Genomic DNA, 22,604 nt, shown 5'->3' on the forward strand with positions numbered 1-22,604 from the left:
CGGGCGCTAGAACTGCCCCGTCCAGTACAAAGAAGAAGGACCCACAATGAGCGACGTCGTCTGCGTCTTCGTGCGCTTCGGCGCGGTCAAGAAGAGGGCGAGGCCGCCGGCAAACGCGACGCCGCCCGCGACGAAAAGCCCCGTGGAAAGGTTTCCCGACTGATAAGCATCCTTGCGCGCGTCGTAGCCGAACTCGTTGCAGGTGTTGCCGGCGCAATGCCCGTCCACCTCGCTCTCGTCGCGTTTTTGCATCGTGCGGAGCCCGAAATACGTGCCGACGGCGCCTGCCCCGAGCCCCGCGATGCCGAGGCCGAGGCCGACGATGCGCTGGGTGCTGAAAAAGCTCTCCGTCGGCGCTTCCGGAATGCGGTCCGGCTCGCGGGGCCCGAGCGGTCCGGAGGGGCCCTGCATCATCGCCGGATTTGCGGTCGTCGCCGGATTCGTCCCCTTGGGCGACTCCTGCCCCATCGTCTGCGGGGACGATTTCGGCTCGGGCTTCGGCGCGGCCTCATCCTCGAGCGCTTGCACCGCAACCGTGAGCTCCGCGCCCTCGGCAATGGCCAGGCTCTTTTCCCAGGACTTTTTCCCGGGCGCGCTGGCGTCGACCACATGCTCGCCACGCTCGGCTGGCAGGCGCGTGCCGAACACCTCCCGCGCGAGCGGGACGCCGTCCAGCGTGACCACGAGATTCGGGAGCGCGAGGACCGCCTCGGGCACGGAAACCGTGATCCAGCCGAGCCGCGGCTCGATCTCGCCCATTCGCGATTTCGCCTCGCTCCCGCGCTTCTGGGCCGTCGACTTCTCGGTAAAACCCTTCGACGTCGAAGCGATGCGCGCCGCGTCGTCCACGATGCCCCGGTACGTCTCCCACGCCCGCGCGAGCCGGCCCATTTTCCGGTAACAATCGCCGAGACCGATACGCGCGCCGAGGCCCGGGCGCAGCTTGACGACCTCCTCGTATTTCGGGCACGCCGTCGCGTAATCCTCCGCGATGAACGCCGCGCGCGCCTCCTGGAACAGCGTATTCGCCCGGGCCTCGTCGGCCGGGTCTGCCGCGCGCGCGCCCGACGCGACGAGGATACCCCCGAGCGCGACGAACGAACGAACGATCCACGCGCTGGGTTTTCCGCTCATCATGGGCAAAGCGGTCTCCTAATCGATCGAGGTCGGAGGCTCGTAGGGCTTGCGGGTCGACTTCGTCCCCGTGCTCTTCGTGGACGGAGGTTGTGCCCCGGTGGAAGCCGGGCGTACAGGTTGCCCAATCGATCCGGTTTTTCCGGACAAGGCAGCCGTCTGCGCAGCCGCAGGCGTCCCGGCCGCCGGGGCAGGCTCGATGTCGATCGCCTCGGCGGAGGCCTCGGGCGCGGGATTCGCGAGCTCGGTGCGCGGCACCTCGCCCGCCGCGATCGGCGGAAGCGGCACGGTATCGGGCAACCCCGCGCGCGCGACCGAGAGCGGCGCCGCGCCGACGAGCGCCTGCACCCCGAGCCCACCTACGAGGGTGAGAACGCTACAAACGAGCGCGACGAGCACGGCCGTCGCCCAGCGCGACCGCGCAGGCGGCGGCGCAGGCGGCGTCGAGGCCTGAATCAAGGCCACCGACGCGCGCGTCGTCGACGCCTCTTCGAGCGGCCGCTCCGGCCCTTCGGAGCGCCGCACGAGCGGGATCGTCAAGTTCATCCGGAACGAATCCGGCCCCGACTCCGCATACTGATCCCGCAGCTCCGCGATCGCCTCCGTCGCGCGCTGGAAACGATCCTCGGGGTGGATCGCCGTCGCGCGGGCGAACCAGCCGTCGAACCAGGGCGGCAAGACCATGCCGCGACGGCGAAGCGCGCGCGCCGTCGGCATCTCCTCCGGCCCGTCGACGACGCGGCGGATGAGCGCGTAGACGCCGTGCTCGCGCGCCTCTTCCTGCCAGTACGCCTCGCCCGTGAGCATCGTGTAGGTGATGTGGCCGAGCGCGTGGATGTCCGTCGCGGGCCCGATCTGGTTGCTCCTGCCGGCGATCTGCTCGGGGGCCATGTACGTCGGCGTTCCGACGGCCTGCGTCATGTTCGAGTTCGTCCCTTCGGAGACGATCTTCGCGATGCCGAAATCGAGGATCTTCACGCACGGCGTGCCGTCGTCGCGCTCCGCGATGAAGAGGTTGCCCGGCTTCAGATCCCGGTGGACGATGCCCCCGGCGTGGGCCTTGTCGAGCGCAAACGCGACCTGCCCGAGGTAGACGAGCGCCTCGTCGATCGGGATGTGGCCGCGCTTCTTCAGCATCGCGCCGACCTCCTCGCCGTGGAGCAGCTCCATCACGAGGAACGGCATGCTCGTCGCTTGATCGATGCCCGCGTCGGTCACGCGCACGACGTGATCGCTCCGGATTTCGCCGGTGATCCGCGCCTCCTGGGCGAAGCGATCCCGCAGCACCGCGTCTTCGAGTACGCCGGGCAGCATCACCTTGAGCGCGCACAGGCCGTGGGTGCGCTCGTCGCGCGCCTCGTGCACCGCGCCCATCGCGCCCGCCTTGATGCCCCGAAGGACACGATAACGCTCGTGAAATAGCGTTCCAGTCGGGAGAAAGACCACGCTCGGCGCGCCCATGCGTTCCTCGATTATTCCCCATTATGCCAGAGTTCGGGCGCGGGGGACCAAGATCGTACGTTTCGTGCGCGATCCGGATCCCGACACCCCTCGGGGGGTATGGGGCGTGACTCGGCTCGCCGAGCTACTACGCCCCTACGGTCAAACCCGAACGGTTCGGCGCTCTAGCCCTTCTTCCGCGGCCGAGGGATGTTGTAGGCCGAGAGCTTCGAGACGAACGTACGTCGAGGCATTCCGAGCATCGCCGCGGCCGCAGTCTGGTTGCCCGCGCATTTTTCGAGCGCGTCGATCATGCGCTGACGCTCGAGCGAGCCGAGCTCCTCGCGCAAGCTGCCCGACGAGCTCGTGTCGACGACGCTGCCGCGCAGCTGCGACGTCGCATCGTCGGCGGCGACCGTGAACGACGGCAGCAGCGGCTCCATCATCGGGGTGAGCGGGACGGTGCCCGTGAGCGGCACGTTCCGCGGCGAAGAAGCCGTGCCTTGCACGCGCCCTTCCAGCACGAGGTCCTCGGGCCGGATCACGCCCTCGCAGAGCACGACGGCGCGCTCGATGGCGTTGCGCAGCTCGCGCACGTTGCCCGGCCAGTCGTAGCTCGTCATCGCCGCGAGCGCCTCGCGCGTGATCTCCGGCGGGCTCCTGCCGATCGAGGCCGCCGCGCGCCCCGCGAACGTCCGCGCGAGGGGCTCGATCTCCGAGCGACGCTCGCGCAAGGGAGGGATCGAGAGCGCGATGCCGTTGAGCCGGAAGTACAGGTCCTGGCGGAACGTGCCCTTCTGCACCTCGCTCGCGAGGTCGCGGTTCGTCGCGGAAACGAAGCGCACGTCGATGGGGCGCGGCGCAAGCCCGCCGACGCGCATCACCTGGCGGTCCTCGAGCACACGCAAGAGCTTCACCTGGATGCCGAGCGGCAGCTCGCCGACCTCGTCGAGGAAAACCGTGCCTTTCTCCGCGGTCTCGAAGAGGCCCGGCTTCGAGCGCACCGCGTTCGTGAACGCGCCCTTCTCGTGACCGAAGAGCTCGCTCTCGAGGAGCGACTCGCTCAGCGCGGCGCAGTTCAAGCGCAAAAACGGCCCCGACGCGCGCGGCGACTTGCGGTGGATCGTCTCGGCGAGGACCTCCTTGCCGGAGCCGGTTTCGCCGAGCAAGAGCACGCTGATCGGACCTTCGGCGACGCGCTCGGCGAGCGCGTAGAGGCGCTTCATCGCCTCGTCGCGGATGACGTAGCTGCTCGGCGAACCGTCACCGCGCACCTCGGGCTCTTCGTCGTCGACCTTGCGAACGACGAGGATCGTCGAGCCGAGGTTGATGGCATCGCCGACGCCGAACTCCACGAGTTTCCCGGGTTCGACGCGCGTGTCGAGCAGGCGCACCGTTCCGCCTGCGCCCTTCTCGCGACGCACCGTGGTTCCGTTCGCGCTGCCGAGGTCCTCGATGCGCAAGGGTGGCCCGAGGTAGATCTGCGCGTGACGGCGCGAGACCGAGCCGTCGTCGATCCGGATGTCGCTCTCCTCGGCGCGGCCCAGGATCACCTTCCCCTCGGCGGGCAGGGGGTGACGGGTGACGCCGCCCGCGGCGAAGACTGCGAGCTCGAGGCGCCCCTTCACGTTCTCGTCGTTCCCTTCGTTCCGATGGACAGCACCGCTCGCGGAACCGTAGGTCGAGCACGACCCGAAACGCAAGCCACCATGCGCCTGCGTGTTCGCTTCGAACCACCCCCGAGGTGACCGCGCGCCGTGTGTGACCTCGCGAAGCGGCGGTCGGGCGTGGTCTCGGTGAACTTGCTTCCTTTTTCCCGGCGTCCCCGCTCACTCCGTCCAGGCGACACGAACACCTGACGGGCCCTCCACACGAAAAACGTTTCCTTGTCAACAGTCAAGTTTGATGTGTGAACATATACGAAACAACCTCGGGTGCGGAGGTGCGCCGCGATGGGGAGCCTGCGTCGCATCCCTGATGCGGCGAAGCATCACCGTAGGGCACGCGCGTCAGTACGATCTCGCGCGAACGAGGGCCCTCGAAGCGCCAATCGAGCAGAATCGGCTCGACAATCCCGTGACGGTTTCAGTTTCCCGGCCTTTTTCGCTCGTGGCATGGCGAATGCAAATTCATCCGTACGAGGCATTCCTATGAACAGCTTGAAGACCCTCTACGAGCCACGTGTCCTTTCTCTCCGTGCGGAGGTCGAGAATGATCACGTCCTCGGGGAGATCCTGGCGGCGGACGCATCCCCCGTCCTGGTCGAGTGCTTTTTGCTCGAATGGTTCGCCCGGACGCCCTACCTCACGCAGCCAACGGCGCGCTGGTCGCGGCGCGCCGCCGAGCAATGCGAAAAGCTCGGGCTCCACGCCGTCGCCCAGTCGTTCCGGGAGCACGCGGCGGAGGAAGACGTCCGCGCCTCGCTCGTCCTGCGCGACGCGCGCGCCGTCGCCCAGATCATCGCCATGCGATGCGGCATCTCGATCGACGTCGCCATGCTCGCCGAGCGCCCGACCGTGGTCATGCGGGCCTATCGTGTGCTGAACGAGGAGGTCCTCGGGGCAGACCTTCCCCTCGGGTATGCGGCGATCCAGTACGAGATCGAGCGCATCACGAGCGCGCTCTCCATCGGGCTCCTGATCCAGTCCCAGCGGGTGCTCGGCGTGGACATGGCCGAGCGGCTCACGTGGCTGCGCAAGCGCGCGTCGGTCGGCGTGGAGCGCGCGGCGCTTTATGGCTCGACGCTGGAGACGATCCTCGACGGAATGCCCGAGTCCGCCGAGCAGCTCGCGGAGATCGGCGCGGGCGCGCTCGACATCTACCGGCATTTTTTGCGCGAATGCGTGCAAGCCGCGCAGGCGAGCGCCCGCGCGATCACGGGCGAGCGGCCCTCGAGTCCGCGGAGCTCGCAGCCCGAGCTCTGCCATTGAGAGGAATGAGTTTTACAGGGAGGTCCGGGCGACCCTGCGGAGCCGCTCGATTCCTTCCTCCACGTCGGCGGACGTGATGTCGCGGAAGCGGAGCGGCGAGGGGCCGGATTTGGAAGGGTCGTAGACGAGGCCGCGCGGGCGCACGTTTCCCTGGCGGAGGACGTCGGTCACGAAACGGACGCGCTCCTCCTGATCGGCCGGGACGAGCACGTTTTCGTATTTCGCGAGCACCTCGGCGATGTGCTCCTCGATGCGTTGCTTGTCGAGCTCGGTCTCGGCGACGCCGGTGATGATGGGGATCAAGAGGTTCGCGCGTTCGAGCGGCAAGTAAAGGCCGCGGGCCGTCCGCGCCACCGTTTTGAACACGTCCTCGGCGCCCACGTATTGGCGCAGCGTGGGCAGGCAGCCGACGGCGTGAATGACGATGCCCATCTCGCGGGCGTTCTCGGCCTGCGCATACCAGTGGTGCCCGCAGGGGCAGCCCTGGGGGAAGGCGTCGCCCGAGGGCTCTACGCCGTGCGGGGGCGCGTCGCCGACCCAGACGACGACACGCGCCGCGCGGGGCCGCCAATCGAGCCGTACGAGGTCGTACAGCCCGTCCGTCACCGATTCGGGGCCATCGCCGCCGCCCGAGGCCTGCATGCGCTCGACTCCCTTCTTGATCGACGCGATATCGTCGGTGAGGGGCACGACGCGGCTCGCGAAAGAGCGATCCTGCGGAGGATGGTCGCGATAACTCACGAGGCCGAGGCGCAGGCTGCGGCAAAGCGGGGCGCGCCGGAGGGCGTCGATGATCTCGACGAGCCTGCGCTTCACCTCCTCGATGTATTCGCCCATGCTGCCCGTCTCGTCGACGAGGAACACGAGATCGAGCTCGCCGACCCCGGCGCTCGCCACGCGGGCGATCATCTCGGGCGAATAGGCCTCGGAATCGCTCGATTGCAACGGCGGCGCGCCTTGCGACCGGCCTTGCTGCGCCCGACCGGCCGGAGCCGGCTCATCCTCCATCGGCATGAAGTCCATGGCCGGCGCCGGGGGCGGCGCCTCTTCTTTTCCGCCGATCCCCAGGGCATCCTTTACCTTCGAGAAAAACCCTCCGCCGCGCTTGGGCGCTTCGACCGATTCGGCATCGAACACCGACGCCGAGGAGGGCGGCGGCGGAGACTTGGCCCCGGGTGGCGCGCCAAACGATCCTCGCGACCGAGGCGCTCCCGGCGCGGGGGGCACGGCTATCGCCGGGCGCGCCGCCGCGGCGACGGGCGCAGACCTTCCCATCGTGCCGGCGCGCGTGCTCCTCGAATGCTCCTCGGCGCCGTCGTCGAGCTCGTCCTCGAAGGAGATCGAGCGGGCGGAAAGCATATCCATCGCGCCGCCGCCCCCTCTCTCCCGCCTTGCCCCGCCCCCCTTCGCCATTTTTTCGCCGAACCCCCCGGCGCCTTCCGCGACCGGTTCGTCTTCTGCCTCCTCCACGAACGCGTCCTCGTGCGAGGCCACGGCCTCCATTTGCACCTTCTTCGCGGGCCCCTCGACGCGTTTCTCGCTGTCCTCCGCCACGAGCGCCGTGTACGGGCTCAAGAGCTTGTGCTTGAGCGCGAGCGCGAGCACCTCCATCCGCACCTCGGCCGCCTCCCCGGGCGCCTCGGCGAGCCGAGCCAAACGCGCGTCGATCCGGAGCCTTGCCCAGAGCCGTTCGAGCCCCGGGATCTGATCGGATTGCTCCGGCAGCTCCACGTCGACCTCCTGCCGAAACGGCTCCCCCGTCGCGCGCTCGGCCGTGAGCACGAGCCTGCTCTTTCCCGATCCGGCGAAACGCCCGAGGAGCTGCACGGTTTGTCCACCAAAGAGCTCGGGCGCCGGATGCGGATACACGTCCACGGGCATCGCGTCGTCCCAGGACAAACGCAAATTCGTGAGCACGGGGCCGGCCTGGCGGACGCGGCGCGCGAAACGCGGCACGACGGTCTCCACGTCCTCGCCGGGCAAGAGCACGTCGCTCGCGCCTCCTCCCGCCCGCGCGAGCCGCTCGACGAGATAACGATTCACCGAAGGCCCCACGCCGAGCACGTACAGGCGCGTCTCCTTGCCGAGGATCTCCGGCGCGCGCCGAAAGATCCGGCCCTCGTTGCCCACGGCGCCGTCCGTCAGCAAGACGACGAGCCGCGTCCGGCCCTTGTCGGATTGCAATTTCGCGGCGCGGACGAGGGCTTCTTCGAGCTCCGTGCCGCCGCGCGACGTCATGCCTCGAAGGAACACGTCGATCTGCTCGGCCCATTCTTTCGAGATCGGAACGAATTTTTCTCCTTGCTGATCCGCGGCGATCCGGTCGTGATCGAACGCGAAGACCTGCGCGCGATCACCCGGCCCGAGGTGATCGAGGATCAAGCGCACCGCGCGCCGGGCCTGCGGGAGGCTTTGCCCGCGCATCGAGCAGGATCGATCGACGAGGAAAACGACGTCGCGCGGGAGCCCGACCTTGGCGAGCTCGCGCGTCGCCGCCACGACGACGCCGCAATACTCGCATTTCCACGCCGGCCCGAGGCCCGGCCATTCCTTCACGACCGAAGGATCCCGCAGCGCGCCGCCGCAATTGTTGCAGCGGAACGTGCGGTGATCGCCGGCCGGGCCAGCCTCCGCGAGCGAGAGATCCTCGATCGGCGCAACTGGCGGCGTCACGACGAGCAGGAACGTGCCCATCTTGTCGGCCTGGCGCTCGAAATACACCCGCGGCCGCACGCCCTTGTCGTGCTGCGCATGATAAGCAACGACCAAATCCCGGTTCGCGACGGTCTCCGCTGCGTGCAGCTTCACCCGGAATGCGCCGCCTTCGAGGGGCTCGAGGTCGATCCGGTGCGACGGCGAGCGGGGCGGCTCGATCGGCACGCCGGGGCGGATCTCCAGGCTGACGCTCACGTCCGCCTTCCGCTCGCCCGTCGCCGGGCGCGGCGGCTGAATCGCCCCCGCGTCCGGCACGTCGGCGGCCGTCCTCGCGTGGTAACGCTCGGTCGTGACCATGGGAAACACGAAGCGCCACTCCCCCTCGTCGAACGCGAGCTTCTCCTGATAACCGAGCGTGACCTCGATCGTCTCGCCGTCCGGGATGTTCGCGACACTCAACGTGAACAGGTTCGGCCGATCCTGTTCGAGCAGCGTCGCGCTGCGCCCCTCTCGCCGCGCAGCCTCGTAGGCGCGCTTCGCTTCTTCCTTCTCTTTGACGACGGCCTCAACCGTGCGCGCGCCGATGCGAAAACGCATCGTGTGCACCGACGCCTCGTGCGGAAGCGGGAAGAGGTATTCGGCCTCGATGGGACCGCCCGTCGTGTTGCGAAAGCGCTGCTTCAGCGTGACGCTCGCGACGGGGCCGCTGATCTTGGCCTCGACGTCGGTGTGCTCGAGCGGCAAAGGCGCGCCGCTCGACGTGCGCATCGTCCCCTGGGTGATTCGGTCGGTCGTGGGATCGGTCATGGCGGGCCGACACCGATGCTACACGGATCGGCGCGGCTTTCGAGGGTCACGACGTGCGCTTGCTCGGGTCGAGCGCGCAGAGCGAGGCGACGAGCGAGGTGAAGCCCGGCGCACGCTCGTCGGCCGAACGCGACGAGCGCGGTCCGTCCTCAGGCGAAAGAAGGCGCTCGGCCGCGGGCAATCGATACCCCGACCCGAGCGCCACCGCGCGCAAAAGGTCCGACGCGTCCTCGCGCCGCTCCTGATCCCAATCCGTCTCCACGATGGACACGAGCAGCTCCGCTTGCAGCGGCACGTCGCCGATCGCGAGCGCCTCGGCCAGCGCGGCCCAGCAGAAATCGGCCGAGGTCGCCTCGCCGAGCAGCGCGCAGAGCCTCGCCACACGCGCGGCGAGCCGCACGTCTTCGAGCGTGCCGGGGCGCGCGCGCCATTTGCGTTCGAGTTGTCCGAGCACCACCTCGGCGAGCGCGCGCGCCTTCGCAGCGTCGCCGAAACACGCGAGCACCTCGGCCCGGCGCAGCTCGAAGACGAGCCGCTCGCCTTCGCCGGCCTCCACGGTGTAACGCGCGGCGAGCGCGAGCGCCTCGTCGGGGCGGCCGAGGTGGCAAAGCGCGGCGAGCGCGGCCTCCTTGCGCGCCCATTCGAGCGTCGGAGGATCCGTCGCGCCACGGCGCGAGACGAGCGCCAGCGAAACCACGTCTTCGAGCCTGCGCGCCGCGAGCAACGCCGAGAGCGTCTCCGTCGCCGACGCGAGCGCGATCGACCGCGCCGCCGCGGGCTCCAGCGCGAGCACGCTCTCCCATTGCGCGCGCGACACGCGGAGCAGCCCCGCGCCGATCTCCGCGCCGAGCCCGAGCGAACGCACCCGCCCGAGGTGTAGCAGCGCCTCGTCGAGCCGACCTGCTGCGCGCTCCGCGGCGCCGAGCCCGACGAGCGCCGAGACCGCGAACGCGAGCGCCTCGGCCGATCGCTTTTGCCGGGCGATCGCCGCATAGAACCGGACAGCGGCCTCCGCGACGCGGCGCGCGTCCTCGTGCCGGCCGAGGTGCCCTGCCACGATCGTGGCCTCCTCGAAGCACGGGGCGAGCGCCGCGACCCTGTCCTCGCGGCTCTGCGCGAGCGCCCGTGCGAGCGCCTGCGTGATGGCCCCTGACCAGGCGGCGAGCTCCCATCGGACCGCGCGGCCGCGAAGCGTGAGGAATTCATCGGCGACGAATCGATCGTCCACGCCCGAGCGCGCCGCAGGCGAGCGCTGTGCAGCAAGGTTCATGCGAGCCTCGTGGAAAAAAGCGTGCGTCCGCGCGCCCGCGCGGCGCGGGCAGCCGGCGTGTCCGGCCCACCCTCGCCGCGTCCCTCTACCGGCCGCGGTGCGTCTGCTCTCTTTAATGGATCGCCGGGCCCATTTCAATGCACGAGGCTCTTTGCTCGGACATTGTATGACCGAAGGTGACCCGTGCTCCCGCCGCTGCTAGCTTCGCCGCACGATGGCCTCGAAAGACCTCTTCGAACCGATCACGTTTCGCAACGGCCGCACGGCGCGCAATCGCATCGCGCTCGCGCCCATGACGAACCAGCAGAGCCACGCCGATGGCACGCTCTCCGACGACGAGCTCCGCTGGCTCGCCCTGCGGGCCGAGGGCGGCTTCGGCATCGTCGCCACGTGCGCCGCGCACGTCACGCGGGACGGCCAGGGCTGGCCCGGTGAGCTCGGCATCTACGACGACAAGCTCCTACCGGGTCTCACGCGCCTCGCCGCGGCGCTCCGCGAACGTGGCACCCTCTCCATCGTGCAGATCTTCCACGGCGGCGCCCGCGCGGACGCGAGCGTCACCGGCGAGCGCCCCTGGAGCGCGAGCGAAATCGAAGGCGACCCCGGTAACCCCCGCGCCGCGACGCGTGAGGACATCGAGCGCGTGATCGCCGCCTTCCGCGACGCCGCCGTGCGCGCGCACCGCGCCGGCTTCGACGGCGTCCAGCTCCACGGCGCGCACGGCTACCTCTTCGGCCAGTTCCTCAGCGCGACCGGCAACAAGCGCGACGACGCCTACGGCGGCTCCTTCGAGAACCGCGCGCGCCTCCTGCGCGAAGCCACGCGCGCTGTGCGTGCCGCCGTCCCTGCGTCGTTCCTCGTCGGCGTGCGCATCTCGCCCGAGGACTGGGGCCAGGCCAAGGGCCTCGACCTCGACGAAAACCTCACGCTCGCGGGCTGGCTCGCCGAGGACGGCATCGACTTCCTCGGCGTCTCGCTCTGGGACAGTTTTGCGAGCACGAAGAAGCGCCCCGACGAGCATCCCATCCCGCTCTTCCGTCGCGCTCTCCCTGCCTCCGTCCCGCTCTTCGTCGCGGGCAAGATCTGGACGCGCGCCGAGGCCGACTCGCTCCTCGCCCTCGGCGCCGACGGCGTCTCGCTCGCGCGCTCCGCCATCCTGAACCCCGACTGGCCGCTCCGCGCGCGCGATGCGACGTGGGAGCCGAGGCGCCCTCCGATGCCCGCCGCGGAGCTCGCCGAGCGTGGCCTCAGCCCGAGGTTCATCGACTACATGCGCCGCTGGAAGGGTTTTGTGGCGGACGAGTCGCGCTGACGCCGAGAAAAAACGCTCGCGAGGGCGCGGGGAAGAAGGGGTCCTGCATGCTCTGACGACCCAACCGACGCCGATCGCGGCGATCCCCGCTGCACGCCGACCCCGATCGCGTTCGTTCGCTGCCCTGCTTCACCGGAACCGGGCGCCGATCACGCCAAAACGCTCCCGCCCTCGTCCTCGTCCTCGTCCACGCCGAACGCGGAGCCGCCGCTTTCCGCGCTCTCGGCTGCGCCCGTGCAGGAGACGAGCGTGGACCCGATGCGCGCGCGCCTCGCCGCCCGTGCGCTCGCCGCCGATGAAGCAGGGGACCATGAAGGTGCGGCGCGATGGCTCGCCGCCCTCGCCGCGCTCGGTCCCGCGCCGTCGTCTGCGCCCGCGTCGTCGTCTGCGCCCGCGTCGTCGTCTGCTCCGACGAACGTGATCCCGATGCGGCGGAAGGGGGGTGCCCGATGACCCGCCCCGCTCGCATGGATCGGCCTCTCTACTCCGGAGGCTTGATCGAGATCCAGCGGTCGCACCTCCGCGCCCTGCTTCGACACCTTCACCGTGAGCACGGAACGTGGACGAAGGTCGCTCACCTCCTGAGCTTCCGGCGTTCCGTCGTGCTCGCGTTCATGGACGGGACCGAGCCCGGGCACATGGCGCTCGCGCGGAGCATCGCCCGCGCCGTCGGGCTCACGGTCGAGGACGCGCTCTCCGGAAAGGCGCCGCCCCGCAAGGCGCCCGCCCTCGTCCTCGTGACGCCCCCGAAGCGGAAGGGGGGTGCATCGTGAGCGAGCACGAGAAAGAGCCGCCGAGCACCCCCGCGGTGCTGACGGACGAACAGGCCGCGCGAGTCCGGGAACGACTCGAACGCTTCGCCCGAGGGACGAGCGTGCGGATCGCCGCGCGGAGCCTCGGCTACGCCAGGCGCTACATGCACGCGGTGATCGCGGGCGAGATCCGCCCGTCGGTGCACTTCGCCGCCCAGGTGGCGCGCGTGACGCGTGTGGATCTGGCCGCCCTTCTCGGGCTTCCCGGTGCGGCGCCGTGATCCGCTACCGCGCCTCCCCCGGTGGGGGCGCGCCGATTGTCGAGGCGGACGCGGGGGACATCGAGGCCATGCGCCCGATGCTCCTCCGTCATGCCCGAGTGATCGGCGTGGAACGGCGGCACGTGGACGACGTCGTGCAGGACACGATGATCACGACGTGGGAAGCCCTGAACGAGGGACGTGTCCGCGGCGGGGAGCGCACGCCGCCCGATGCGGCCCTGCGTGGCTTCGCCCGCACAACGGCGTGGTTTCACGCCATGAACCTCTCGCGGCGCGGCTCAGGACGCGAGGATCCCGTGTCCTCGCTCCGATCAGTGCCGATCCTCCTGTCGCCGGATCCAATGCAGGCGATCGAGGCGGCGGACCTGCTCGCGCGGGTCATGGCGTCGAGTCCGAAGGTCGCCCACGTCGTGGCGCTCGCCGCGCGCGGGCTCATCGGGTCGGATGCGGCGCGAGCCGTCGGGCAACCGCGGGCGACGTACCACGCCCACGAGAAGAAGCTCCGCGCCGCCCTCCGCAAGCTCGGCGCGGCTCCCGCCCCGAAGCAGGCTCCACGCCCCACGTGGAAGCAGCGGAAGCGGAAGCGCTGAACGTCGAGAGGGCGCCCTCCGCTGGGCGCCCGATCGTCTCAGTATCCGGTCAAAGCAACACGCATCACAACCAACAACCATCACGACCCAACCTACGTTTTTCCTGGGAGCGCAATCTTTTCGCTTGCAGTTAGATGCATTCCGTGAATCAAAACGGGGCGCCGCGAAAACATGTTGACAACGCGGCAAAAACCCCGGGGAACGACGGCGACACGCCTATCGCCTGCTGACATAAAAACCGTTGACGTTTGGCGGCGTCCGCTGGTATGCTGTTCAAGCCAAAGGCTAGACGAGCGCGGATTGCCCCCGTACGGTGGGGCGCATGCCGAATGCATCTTCTCGCCAGCCCTTCGCCCCCCCCACGGTCGCGATCGAGCTTCCCGTCGGTGTAATCACCATGGTCGCTCCGCGCGCCGCGTTCGTATCGCAGAGAACGTCGCTCGACCTGCTCGGGATCCCGCGGGATCGTTACCTTGCACTGGTCCGCGCGCCGGGATTCCCGCTGCCTGTCACCCCGATTGGCAAACTCCGCATGGTCGACACGGAGGCGATGATCGCCTACTTGCGCGCGCTCGGCGCGGCGCCTCCGAACCTCAACAGGGAGGAGCATCCCGTCGAGAACGACACGGACCTTGCCGCCGAGCCGAGCCCCGAGAGTGAGGACTCCGCCGCGCGGAAGCTCGGCTCCGATCTCGGCTTCACCTTCACGGATCAGCCTGCGTCCGATGCGCCTGCATCGCGGCGTCGGAGCAGGAGGTGATCGGCCATGACCGAGACATCGACGCCGAAGGCCGCGGCGCTCACGTTCGTCGCGCTTGAACGCGTGCACATGGGCGCGTGTCGTCTTGAAACTCAGCCGAGTGCGTCGGCTCTCGTGCAGGCGATCGTGCTGGAAACACTCGTCCGAAAGGCCAATAGGGATGGGGCCATCGAGAGTACGCACGGGTTGACCCTTGCCAAGGTCGCAGGCGCCTACATGTCAACCGAGACTGTCCGAAAGACCATATACGTATTGAATGCACGAGGCGTGACGAACATACGTCTAGAGGGCGATCTCCTCATTGGTACGATTGTGCGGTTCGTCTATGATGCGGCATTGCCTCCCCCAACGCCTGCAAGCCCAAAGCAGAAGGTGAACCGCGCGCGCCGCACACAGAGGGCTCCGGACTCGGATAGTCCCCCCCGTGCGCGTCACGCACCCATGAAGGACGCGGATGAGTCGCCGCCGGAGTGCGTACCGCGCACCTCGCCGGAGTGCGTACCGCGCACCTCGCCGGAGTGCGTACCGCGCACCTACTCTCCTTATAGTTCTCCCTCTATAGTAGACTACGAAGGGAGACTATTAGGGAGAGATGATGGGAGACTATTAGGGAGGGATGATGGATCCAGGGAGAGGACGAAGACCGAGTACGCGGAGTCCATCACCAGTGACGATGTGCTGGCTGCGATCGGCGCGTACTACGCCCCTGGTCTGGCGAAAGGGGACCGCCAGGCGCTTCACCTCGCGCTATCGAAGGCGGATCCGGATCAACTCGCGAAGATTTCGCCATACGAGTTATATCGCATTCCGCCCGCGATCCACGACGACATTCCTGCGCTGGTAGCTCTGCGAAAAGCTCGCATGGCTACCACGGACCACTGGGGACGCCCCGTTTTGAAGCAAGCGAACGTGCCGCGCTCTTGATTGCTCTCGGATGCCAGGCCCCTGCCAAGCCGCAAAGTTTAGGTTTGTGCCCCAATGTGGGGAACTGCTTACCCATACACACATTGTCACACACGACCATGCTCGCCCCTCGCTCCGCAGCCCTGCCACGATGCCCTTTAGAACAGCCGCCAAGGGGGCAAGGACGCATCGAGAGGCGGCGCCGCTACCCGGGCACGCCCGATCGCAGCACGGGCCCGTCTCGCGCGAGCAAACGGGAAGTGACCGGCGACCAGCACGGCAGCCGACGACGACCTGCTCGACCTGCTCGACCTCGGGCCCGGCGACCAGCACGGCAGCCGACGACGACCTGCTCGACCTGCTTACTTCGGTGGTTATGAGCCAACGCAGTACCGGAGCCTGCAACGCGACTTGACAGACACATTGCCGTTCTTGTAACTGTCGAGCGAGTGCCTATTGGCGGGATTGAGGCAAAAAAAAATGGACTTAATGATCGCATTTGTCGTTACATTCGGCATTGCCACGGCGATAGCGGCTGCACTATTGTCGGCGAGAGACCGACTACGAAAGAGACGGGAGCAGGCGCGCTTGCAGGCAATCGCCCAACGGGAAGCCGAGCAGAAAGCGGCTCGCCTCGAAGACCTAATCAGCAGATTTGGCGAACGGGATGCGACGCGAATTATTGACGGAACGATATGGCAGGGCGCGACACGGGAGATGGTGATCGAAGCGTTGGGCGAGCCACTTGACATTGACGAGCGGGTGACTGCGAAACAGACACGCCATATATTCAAGTACCATCAATTGGGCAAGAACCGATACGGCTTGCGCGTCACGCTGGAAGACGATCTCGTTGTGGGATGGGAAACCAAGGGATAGGGACGAGGTGGGGCTAAAACGGGCACGTCGCAGAGTAGTGTGGTCGGACAATCAAGGTCCGCGTTCTCTAATCACCGCTTGCAGCCGAGCGGACTCGGCCGGATGATCGAGGCTCACGGCAAGACAAGCGGCGCCTCCCCCCGCTGGAACCGGAGAGAGGCGCCTACCCCCAAACCCACAACCGATGGGCCGGAGGCTCACCTTGACTAGCACCACGACAAACGACGGGACAAATTCCCGGGGCGGGCGGCCGATCACCGGCGAAGCCTGCTTCCGCGCGAACGGCTACGGAGTCCGGATCACCCTCGCCGGAAAGCGCACAACGATCCGCCTCTCGGCGCTCGGACGAACCGAGACACCGGAGGCGACCACGCGCGCCGGACGCTACCGCGACGTGATCGCCACGCTCGCCCGCGACGGTCGAGCGCTTCCCCATGCCACGCTCGAACCTCTCGCGCGGTCGCTCGCCGCCCTGCCTGAGACGCGACTCGACGCGGCGCGGGAAGTTATGGAGTTGCTGCTCGGCGCGAGACGCCCCGCAAACGAGCTTGCCGCCGTGCTCGGCGGCATCGTCTCGGCCCCGAGTGACGACGCCGCGCGCGCCGCGGTTCGACTCGCCCGCCTCGCCGCCGACGGCCGCGCCGCCCTGCCGCAAGACGCACCTTCGGCCGACTGGATCACGCCGGGCCTCTCGCCCGATCGCGCCGCCCTGCTCGCGCCGAGCCCGGGCACGACGCCGGGCACCTTCGGCCACGTGGCCGAGCTTTGGATGGCTGGAAAACTCGCCGCCGCATTTCCGGGCCGCGTGCGCGCAAAGCAGAGTCACGCGGCCGATCGTCCCGCCCTCGCCCACGTGCTCCCTGTGCTGGCGAAAGTCCCGGTTCGCGGCTTCACGCTCGACCATGGGGAGGCGGCGCTCTCGGCCATCCCGACGCGTATCGGGCCGACGTATCGGGCTCGGATCGCCATGACGGTGCGGCAGCTCCTTTCCTATGCCGTGTTTCCGCTTCGGTGGGCGAAAGAGAACCCGCTGCCGCCGCGCTGGGTTCCGCAAGGCCGATCGAAGCTCGAACGACAGATCCTCATGCCCCGCGAGGAGCACGCCGTGCTCGCCTGCCGCGCGATCCCCGTGTGGCTCCGCGTCTTCATGGCGTGGCAAGCGCGGCAGGGGACGCGCTACGCGGACGCGTCGCGGCTCACCCTCGCGTCGATCACGTTCCAGGGCGAGCGCGCCACGATCACGCTCTGCAAGACGAAGGATCGCGATCCGCGTTCGTGGGCGCTCGACGCCGACGACACCGCGATGATCCGCGCATGGCTCACCTATCGTCGGAAACAGGGAGAGCAACTCGGGCCGACGTCACCCTTGTTTGTCGGAGCAAACGGCGGTCCCTTGTCGGGCTCGAACCTGGCCGAGACGATCCGCGTTGCCATCTGGGACGCGGGGATCCGCCGCGCCTCGCTCTTCACACGGACCGAGCACTCATGGCCGCATGAAGAGCACGACCTCCGCGCGCTCTTCTGCACGTACTCTCTCGCCAAGGGGCGCCCGTTGTCCTGGATCACGGATCGGACGGGACACACGCTCGACGCGCTAGAGGGGTATCAACGTCCCTCGCGCCGGTGGGCCGAGACGGAGCTAGGAGACCTCGCGCCGAGCGTCCGCGCGATTCCTGAGCTTGCAGCGCTCGTCGGCCTCGCTCCTCTCCCCCCGCCCCGACTGGTGCGCAACCCCGGTGACATGACCGAGCGACCGCACACGGCGATGACGTGGCGCCAAAAGGTTTCGGCCCAAGCTTCGCAACGGCAGCAGCCCCGGCGACACGCGGGATCGCACAAACCCGCGAAAGCACAGGAGAAAGAGAAAACGCCCGCGGAGGCGCGGGGAAGAAGGGGTCCGGGAACCCGCGCCCCCGCGAGCGGCGTGACGCACGACGGTCGACCAACGCACCGTCGTGCCACGACGTCCCTTCTAAACGACCTCGGATGCTTTTGCAACACTGTTGCATCGAGCCGTTCGCTTGACGCGCCCCGCCTCTCTTTCCAAGATGCCGGAGCGATGCGGACCCCGCGATCCTCCGAGGTAAAACGTTACGCGGCGATGGCCGCGCGGATGGCGACGTCGTGCGCAGCCAAGTCCTTGGTTGCTCCGAGGCGCGGTACAGCGCACAGGACGAGGGTTGACCGACGTCCCAACCGGGATGCATGATCCCAGTGCCGAACGTGTGGTGAGATCAGGAACGATAGAGAAGGACGGAAATGGCGCATTCCACGGAGATGCCGACCAGCAGCCTGTTCCTGTTACCTGATCTCCTTCGCAACCCATGGTTGAGGAGGGGTATTGATCGCCTCCGTGTGATCTCCGGCCATGCAGCTCGAGCGACGTTGCCTGCGGAGTTGACGGTCGACGCGGCACTCGCAAAGCTGTCGCAGGCAGGGCTTGCTTGTGGGCGTGGCCCAGGGGAGCGCGTTCACATCCTGGGAGGCACGAGCGCCTTCCTTGACTGCGGCATTCGAGGCTTCGAGCGCCCCTTCATGATCTTGGAGGAGCCCGAAGGGCACTTCACCGCAGCGGTTGCTGGCGTTCGACCCTTTGCCGACGAAGAAGTCACCGTTGCTACCCTCACCCAGGCGGTCGAGTTTATCCTCCGAGTTTACCGCGATCGAGGCATGCTCTCTGCCGAGGTCGGTCGTTGATCGAACGACATATCGAGATCAGCGCGACCTGAACAATGTGTCGAGAACCGACCATTCTCATGGTCCGGCAGGAACTGCCGATGTCATGCGGCGCCGCCTGCGTGCGTCAGATCTTGCTAGAGGCGCAGATCGACGTGCCCGAGGCGACCATCCGCGACATCGCAGGTTACCACCCAGAGATGCCCATGCTTCTGGACGGATTAGCCGACGCCCTCACTGTGCTCCATCCTGGCGCGACCTATAGACATGGCGGAGTTCGGCCCGAAGACCTTGACGCTCTGGCAGGAAAAGCACCCTTCATCGCCCTACTGCGGATGCCTTCGCGACACTTCGTCATCGTCGATGAGGTCGGCTCGACTGACGTCCGCCTACGTGATCCTGCTGGAACGGAAGCAGAACCGTCAGTTGGCGCGGTCGTGGTGATGAAGCGGGCGACGTTCCTCGAGCGATGGACACGAGCGTACAATGGTGTCCTGTGGCGAGTTGGATGAGGAGATCGACGATCCATGGATGTCCAGGATAAGATCAGGTTCGTCCAATCGACCATCGAGCCGATGGCCCTGCACACGTACCCGCACATCGCTGGCTTCGTTGCCATCGAAGATGACACCGGTCGTCACGTCGGGTCCGCGCTGCGCTGCGCGGTCGCTGGTCGCAACATCATCATCACAGCAGCGCACGTCGTCCGTGAGGCACGGAGCGGTGGACGGTTCGCCGTCACTGCGGTGCGTGGCGAGGCACCTTTCGAGTTGCACGGCGATCCTGCCCGTATCGACGACGAGTTCGACGTGGCAGCGTACTTCCTCCCCGCCGAGTACCCCACCCATGGGCTCGCGTTCTGGCCCAAGGAGCGCATCGATCCCTACGAGGAGAAGCTCTCGACGGACTATCTCTTCGTACATGGCTTCCCTGGAGTCCGCTCGCGATTCAGCCCGCTCCTTGGCAGCCTCGCGAAACAGTCGCTTCCGTACGGGGTCATGCTGCGAGAGGACGAGCTTCCCGCCAGCATGAAGCCGTTCCAGTTCGCGATGGACTTCGATCCCACGAACATGTTCTTGCGCGATGGCAACGCCGCCGACTGGCTTGATCCCCACGGCCTCTCGGGTAGCCCAGTGTGGCGCATCGGCGCGAGCGGGCAGCGTGTCGACGCGTGGAAGCCCGATCTCTGCCTGCTCGTCGGCATCGTTACGACGTGGTGCCCAGACGAGAAGCTGATCCTTGCGACGAAGGTGGCACCTCTTCTCGATCTCCTTCGGGGGTGATGCACACCGCTGCCAGAGCATTGAACGGGCTGCACGACGCGATGACTGCGATGCTCCAGCGCAAGGAGGATGAGCGCGGCGTGTGGGACCGACCGCTGACTCCCCCGAACAACACTTCCCTTTCTTGACGCGCCCCGCCTCTCTTTCCAAGATGCCGGAGCGATGCGAGCCCCGCGATCCTCCGAGGTAAAACGTTACGCGGCGATGGCCGCCGTGGCGATCGCCTCCGGACTCGGCATCACGTGGCTGCTCTTGCCGCCCGCGCCCGACACGCCCGTCGTGCATCCCACGCCCGAGCTGCGCGTCGCCGGCATGGCCGTGCCGATGCAGGGCGACCCGGTCGCGAACGCGCTCGACCTCGTGCGCAGGTACGCCGCCGGCGAGATCACGATCAAGCTGCCCGACGGCACGGGCCGAAAGATCCGCCGCGGTGCACTCGGCGCCGAGATCGATCGCGTCCGCCTCGCCGGCTTCGTGCGCGAGGCGCTTCGCCCCGAGAGCCCCCTCCGCCGCGCGCACGACGAAACGAACCCCGGCAAGCCGCTCGACGTCCCCTTGCCGCTCATCCTCGACGCCGAGGCCGCCGTCGACAAACTCCTCGCGCTGAAGAGCGAGCTCGACGCGGCCGCGACCGACGCGTACGTCGACCTCGCGCAGAAAAAACTCGTCCCCGAGAAGGACGGCCACCGGCTCGACGTCTACGGCACGATCGCGCGCATCGACGCGGCCTTCCGCCAGGGCGCGGACGAGGTCGCCGCCGCGGTGGAAAAAGTCCCGCCGAAGCGCCGCGCCGAGCAGATGGGCAACGTCCAGTTCAGCCACGTGCTCGGCTACTTCGAGACGCGTTACACGCAAGGCGAGCGCACCAAGGACCGCACGTACAACCTGCGCCTCGCGGCCTCGAAGCTCGACGGCGCCGTCGTCATGCCCGGCGAGGTCTTCGACTTCAACGACGTCGTCGGCCCGCGCGACGAGGCGCACGGCTACCGCGTCGCGACCGTCATCGCGCAAGGCGAGCTCGTCGACGGCCTCGGCGGCGGCACCTGCCAGATCTCCGGCACGCTGCACGGCGCTGCCTTCTTCGCGGGCCTCGACATCGTCGAGCGTTACCCGCACTCGCGGCCGAGCTCCTACATCAAGCTTGGTCTCGACGCGACCGTCGTGTACCCGACGATCAGCTTCCGCTTCCGCAACCCCTTCGACTTCCCGATCGTCCTGCACGAGACGGTCTCGAACGGCGTCGTGCGCGCCGAGATCCTCGGTCCCGAGCGCCGCCACACGGTCACGTACTTCCGGCGCATCGACGAGGTCCTCCCGTTCGAGGAGGTCGAGCGCCAAACACCAAAACTCCCCGAGGGCATGCGCGTGCTCGCGCAGCGCGGCATCCCCGGCTTCAAGACCACGAGCTCGCGCGTCGTGCGCGACGGCGCGCACGCGCTTCGTTACAAGTGGAGCGACTCGTACCCGCCGACGGCGCAGATCATCAACGTCGGCACGGGCCCGAAGGAGCTCGAGGTCAACGCGAAGGACGACGAGCACCCCGAGTACGTCGTGGACGAGTACCTCGTGGTCACGCAGGGCCCCGACATCCGCACGCCGGGCGTCACCGAGGCCCAGCCGGGTGGCGGCACGATCGAGAGCCGCGAGCCCGGACCGACGGGCAAGCCGGGCTACTACGAGAAGCTCGGCTTCTCGCACTACCGCAGCAAGGACACGGCCGAAGGCGCGAGCGAGGGCGAGGCGCCGGCGGCGCAGCCTGCCTCGGCGGAGTCGAAGGACGAGGGCAAGGCCAAGAAGCCCGAGGACGACAAGGGCAAGAAGAAGAAGCGCAAGAAGAAGAAGCCCGCGGCCGAGAGCGGGACCTGACAACCTCCACGCGTCGGGGTACCCTCCGCCGCCGTGCTCTCCCCCCACGTACGCTTCGAGGGGTTCACCGCGACGGACTGGGTCCGCGTCCTGTCGCTCTTCCGGCCGCGTCGCACCACGGGCGAGCTGCGTGATCCGAACCGCCCGCGCGGCGGCGTGATCGCCATCCACGACCGCGGCCGCCTGCGCAAGCTCCTGCACACGAACGTGGGCCGCCTCGGGATCGAGGACATCGAGTGGCCGATGACGGCCGAAGAGCTCGCGAAGCGAAACGACGCGAGCTTCTGCATCGTGCTCGAGAGCGGCACGCTCGAACGGATCATGGAGCGCTTCGCCTCGCGCTCGCGCAAGGGCGACGACCTCGCGGCGCAGACGGTCACGCTCTTCTCGCTCGCGCAAACCGAGCTCGCGGCGGGCCGTCTCTCGGCGTGGCCGCTGCGCCTGCGCGGCGTGCCGATCCCGACGTCGGGCATGGTGCGCACGAGCCTCGACGCGGTGTGTCCGATCGGCAAGGCGATGGTGCTCGGCATCTTCGAGGGCGGCGAGCTCTGGACGAGCGTGGCGCTGCGTCGTGGTCAGGATGGGATCAGCTTGATCCTCGGCCCCGACGAGATCCGCGGCGACATGGGCCTGCTCTCGGGCGACTGGCGCCGCGACTACCGGCACCTGTCGCATGCGATCGAGGATCGTGTCGGGCCGATCGCGTTCGGCTGTTATGCGGAGACGGCGACGTTCCGCGCGCTCGAAGTGGACCCGAGCCCCGGCGCGTGGGCGCGTGCGGCGTTCGTGCGCGACATCATTCTTTCGCCGTTGCCTGCGCCGATGGCGATTCCGCTGGGGATCGACGCGAGCCGGGCGGCGTTTTTGGCGGTGCGCAAGGTGATGGAGCGGGTCGATTCGAATGGCGTGGTGGCGGGGTCGATCGAGCGATTGTGGGATCGGGCGGCGAAGAGCGCGCAGCATGGAGAGCTCGAAGAGATGCTCGGCTTCCATCCGCTGGAGCTCTTGCGGAAGCTGCTCGTGCGGGACGATTGACCTAGCGCCGCATCACGAATAGCTCACGACG

At 68.1% G+C, this 22,604-nt stretch carries 20 protein-coding genes; 14 read left to right on the top strand and 6 right to left on the bottom strand.

Going from position 1 to position 22,604, the window contains the following annotated elements:
• Positions 1-6: 6 nt before the first annotated feature.
• The 3 genes from KEG57_RS04715 to KEG57_RS04725 all read right to left on the bottom strand — a co-directional run bounded on the left by KEG57_RS04715 (position 7) and on the right by KEG57_RS04725 (position 4,202).
• Entirely contained in the window at positions 7-1,137 is a 1,131-nt protein-coding gene (locus KEG57_RS04715; RefSeq protein ID WP_272417768.1) for a tetratricopeptide repeat protein, read from the bottom strand.
• A gap of 15 nt (positions 1,138-1,152) precedes the next feature.
• Positions 1,153-2,595: a serine/threonine protein kinase gene (locus KEG57_RS04720; protein WP_272417767.1), complete on the bottom strand. Its 1,443-nt coding sequence runs from the start codon at positions 2,593-2,595 to the stop codon at positions 1,153-1,155.
• Positions 2,596-2,759: 164 nt separating this feature from the next.
• Positions 2,760-4,202 (bottom strand): sigma 54-interacting transcriptional regulator, encoded by a 1,443-nt coding sequence (locus KEG57_RS04725; RefSeq protein ID WP_272417766.1) that lies wholly within the window; start codon positions 4,200-4,202, stop codon positions 2,760-2,762.
• 522 nt (positions 4,203-4,724) lie between these two features.
• On the opposite strand from KEG57_RS04725, the gene KEG57_RS04730 reads away from it, so the two are divergent.
• Positions 4,725-5,504, top strand: a complete 780-nt coding sequence (locus KEG57_RS04730; protein WP_272417765.1) for a hypothetical protein — start codon at positions 4,725-4,727, stop codon at positions 5,502-5,504.
• Between the two features lie 12 nt (positions 5,505-5,516).
• Here the strand turns inward: KEG57_RS04730 and KEG57_RS04735 are convergent, their stop codons facing one another.
• Together KEG57_RS04735 and KEG57_RS04740 are read right to left on the bottom strand one after the other, a co-directional pair.
• Positions 5,517-8,966 (bottom strand): VIT domain-containing protein, encoded by a 3,450-nt coding sequence (locus tag KEG57_RS04735; RefSeq protein ID WP_272458178.1) that lies wholly within the window; start codon positions 8,964-8,966, stop codon positions 5,517-5,519.
• A gap of 46 nt (positions 8,967-9,012) precedes the next feature.
• Entirely contained in the window at positions 9,013-10,236 is a 1,224-nt protein-coding gene (locus KEG57_RS04740) for a hypothetical protein (RefSeq protein ID WP_272417763.1), read from the bottom strand.
• A gap of 214 nt (positions 10,237-10,450) precedes the next feature.
• Here KEG57_RS04740 and KEG57_RS04745 point away from each other — a divergent pair, with 214 nt between their 5' ends.
• Positions 10,451-11,548, top strand: a complete 1,098-nt coding sequence (locus KEG57_RS04745) for an oxidoreductase (protein WP_272458179.1) — start codon at positions 10,451-10,453, stop codon at positions 11,546-11,548.
• 149 nt (positions 11,549-11,697) lie between these two features.
• On the opposite strand, the gene KEG57_RS04750 is transcribed toward KEG57_RS04745, so the two are convergent.
• On the bottom strand, positions 11,698-12,126 hold the full coding sequence (locus KEG57_RS04750) for a hypothetical protein (RefSeq protein ID WP_272458180.1): 429 nt from the start codon (positions 12,124-12,126) through the stop codon (positions 11,698-11,700).
• A gap of 24 nt (positions 12,127-12,150) precedes the next feature.
• On the opposite strand from KEG57_RS04750, the gene KEG57_RS04755 reads away from it, so the two are divergent.
• The 12 genes from KEG57_RS04755 to KEG57_RS04810 all read left to right on the top strand — a co-directional run bounded on the left by KEG57_RS04755 (position 12,151) and on the right by KEG57_RS04810 (position 22,573).
• On the top strand, positions 12,151-12,321 hold the full coding sequence (locus KEG57_RS04755; protein ID WP_272458181.1) for a hypothetical protein: 171 nt from the start codon (positions 12,151-12,153) through the stop codon (positions 12,319-12,321).
• The gene (locus KEG57_RS04760; protein WP_272458182.1) at positions 12,318-12,581 is read left to right on the top strand and encodes a hypothetical protein; all 264 of its coding nucleotides are present in this window, start codon (positions 12,318-12,320) and stop codon (positions 12,579-12,581) included. Before KEG57_RS04755 ends, KEG57_RS04760 begins: the two co-directional genes overlap by 4 nt.
• Positions 12,578-13,171 (top strand): sigma-70 RNA polymerase sigma factor region 4 domain-containing protein, encoded by a 594-nt coding sequence (locus tag KEG57_RS04765; protein ID WP_272458183.1) that lies wholly within the window; start codon positions 12,578-12,580, stop codon positions 13,169-13,171. The genes KEG57_RS04760 and KEG57_RS04765 overlap by 4 nt, the downstream gene beginning before the upstream one ends.
• Before the next feature lie 397 nt (positions 13,172-13,568).
• Positions 13,569-13,931, top strand: coding sequence for a hypothetical protein (locus tag KEG57_RS04770; protein WP_272458184.1), 363 nt, complete (start codon positions 13,569-13,571; stop codon positions 13,929-13,931).
• A 6-nt stretch (positions 13,932-13,937) separates the two neighbouring features.
• A complete protein-coding gene (locus KEG57_RS04775) occupies positions 13,938-14,855 on the top strand; it encodes a hypothetical protein (RefSeq protein WP_272458185.1) in 918 nt (305 codons plus the stop codon).
• Positions 14,856-15,314: 459 nt separating this feature from the next.
• A complete protein-coding gene (locus KEG57_RS04780; protein WP_272458186.1) occupies positions 15,315-15,713 on the top strand; it encodes a hypothetical protein in 399 nt (132 codons plus the stop codon).
• Between the two features lie 202 nt (positions 15,714-15,915).
• Complete coding sequence (locus KEG57_RS04785) at positions 15,916-17,922, top strand: tyrosine-type recombinase/integrase (RefSeq protein ID WP_272458187.1); 2,007 nt, start codon at positions 15,916-15,918, stop codon at positions 17,920-17,922.
• A 50-nt stretch (positions 17,923-17,972) separates the two neighbouring features.
• A complete protein-coding gene (locus KEG57_RS04790; protein ID WP_272417761.1) occupies positions 17,973-18,410 on the top strand; it encodes a hypothetical protein in 438 nt (145 codons plus the stop codon).
• A gap of 59 nt (positions 18,411-18,469) precedes the next feature.
• Entirely contained in the window at positions 18,470-18,901 is a 432-nt protein-coding gene (locus KEG57_RS04795) for a cysteine peptidase family C39 domain-containing protein (protein ID WP_272417760.1), read from the top strand.
• Positions 18,902-18,916: 15 nt separating this feature from the next.
• A complete protein-coding gene (locus tag KEG57_RS04800; protein WP_272417759.1) occupies positions 18,917-19,672 on the top strand; it encodes a trypsin-like serine peptidase in 756 nt (251 codons plus the stop codon).
• Positions 19,673-19,834: 162 nt separating this feature from the next.
• Positions 19,835-21,538, top strand: coding sequence for a VanW family protein (locus KEG57_RS04805; RefSeq protein WP_272417758.1), 1,704 nt, complete (start codon positions 19,835-19,837; stop codon positions 21,536-21,538).
• Positions 21,539-21,571: 33 nt separating this feature from the next.
• Positions 21,572-22,573 (top strand): hypothetical protein, encoded by a 1,002-nt coding sequence (locus KEG57_RS04810; RefSeq protein WP_272458188.1) that lies wholly within the window; start codon positions 21,572-21,574, stop codon positions 22,571-22,573.
• Positions 22,574-22,604: the final 31 nt, after the last annotated feature.

It is taken from the genome of Polyangium jinanense (assembly GCF_028435365.1).

Excerpts from the sequence above, each read along its gene's own strand:
- KEG57_RS04715 (WP_272417768.1), bottom strand. The coding sequence starts at position 1,137 with ATGATGAGCGGAAAACCCAGCGCGTGGATCGTTCGTTCGTTCGTCGCG.
- KEG57_RS04720 (WP_272417767.1), bottom strand. The coding sequence starts at position 2,595 with ATGGGCGCGCCGAGCGTGGTCTTTCTCCCGACTGGAACGCTATTTCAC.
- KEG57_RS04730 (WP_272417765.1), top strand. The coding sequence starts at position 4,725 with ATGAACAGCTTGAAGACCCTCTACGAGCCACGTGTCCTTTCTCTCCGT.
- KEG57_RS04735 (WP_272458178.1), bottom strand. The coding sequence starts at position 8,966 with ATGACCGATCCCACGACCGACCGAATCACCCAGGGGACGATGCGCACG.
- KEG57_RS04740 (WP_272417763.1), bottom strand. The coding sequence starts at position 10,236 with ATGAACCTTGCTGCACAGCGCTCGCCTGCGGCGCGCTCGGGCGTGGAC.
- KEG57_RS04745 (WP_272458179.1), top strand. The coding sequence starts at position 10,451 with ATGGCCTCGAAAGACCTCTTCGAACCGATCACGTTTCGCAACGGCCGC.
- KEG57_RS04770 (WP_272458184.1), top strand. The coding sequence starts at position 13,569 with ATGGTCGCTCCGCGCGCCGCGTTCGTATCGCAGAGAACGTCGCTCGAC.
- KEG57_RS04775 (WP_272458185.1), top strand. The coding sequence starts at position 13,938 with ATGACCGAGACATCGACGCCGAAGGCCGCGGCGCTCACGTTCGTCGCG.
- KEG57_RS04780 (WP_272458186.1), top strand. The coding sequence starts at position 15,315 with ATGGACTTAATGATCGCATTTGTCGTTACATTCGGCATTGCCACGGCG.
- KEG57_RS04790 (WP_272417761.1), top strand. The coding sequence starts at position 17,973 with ATGGCGCATTCCACGGAGATGCCGACCAGCAGCCTGTTCCTGTTACCT.
- KEG57_RS04795 (WP_272417760.1), top strand. The coding sequence starts at position 18,470 with ATGGTCCGGCAGGAACTGCCGATGTCATGCGGCGCCGCCTGCGTGCGT.
- KEG57_RS04800 (WP_272417759.1), top strand. The coding sequence starts at position 18,917 with ATGGATGTCCAGGATAAGATCAGGTTCGTCCAATCGACCATCGAGCCG.
- KEG57_RS04805 (WP_272417758.1), top strand. The coding sequence starts at position 19,835 with ATGCGAGCCCCGCGATCCTCCGAGGTAAAACGTTACGCGGCGATGGCC.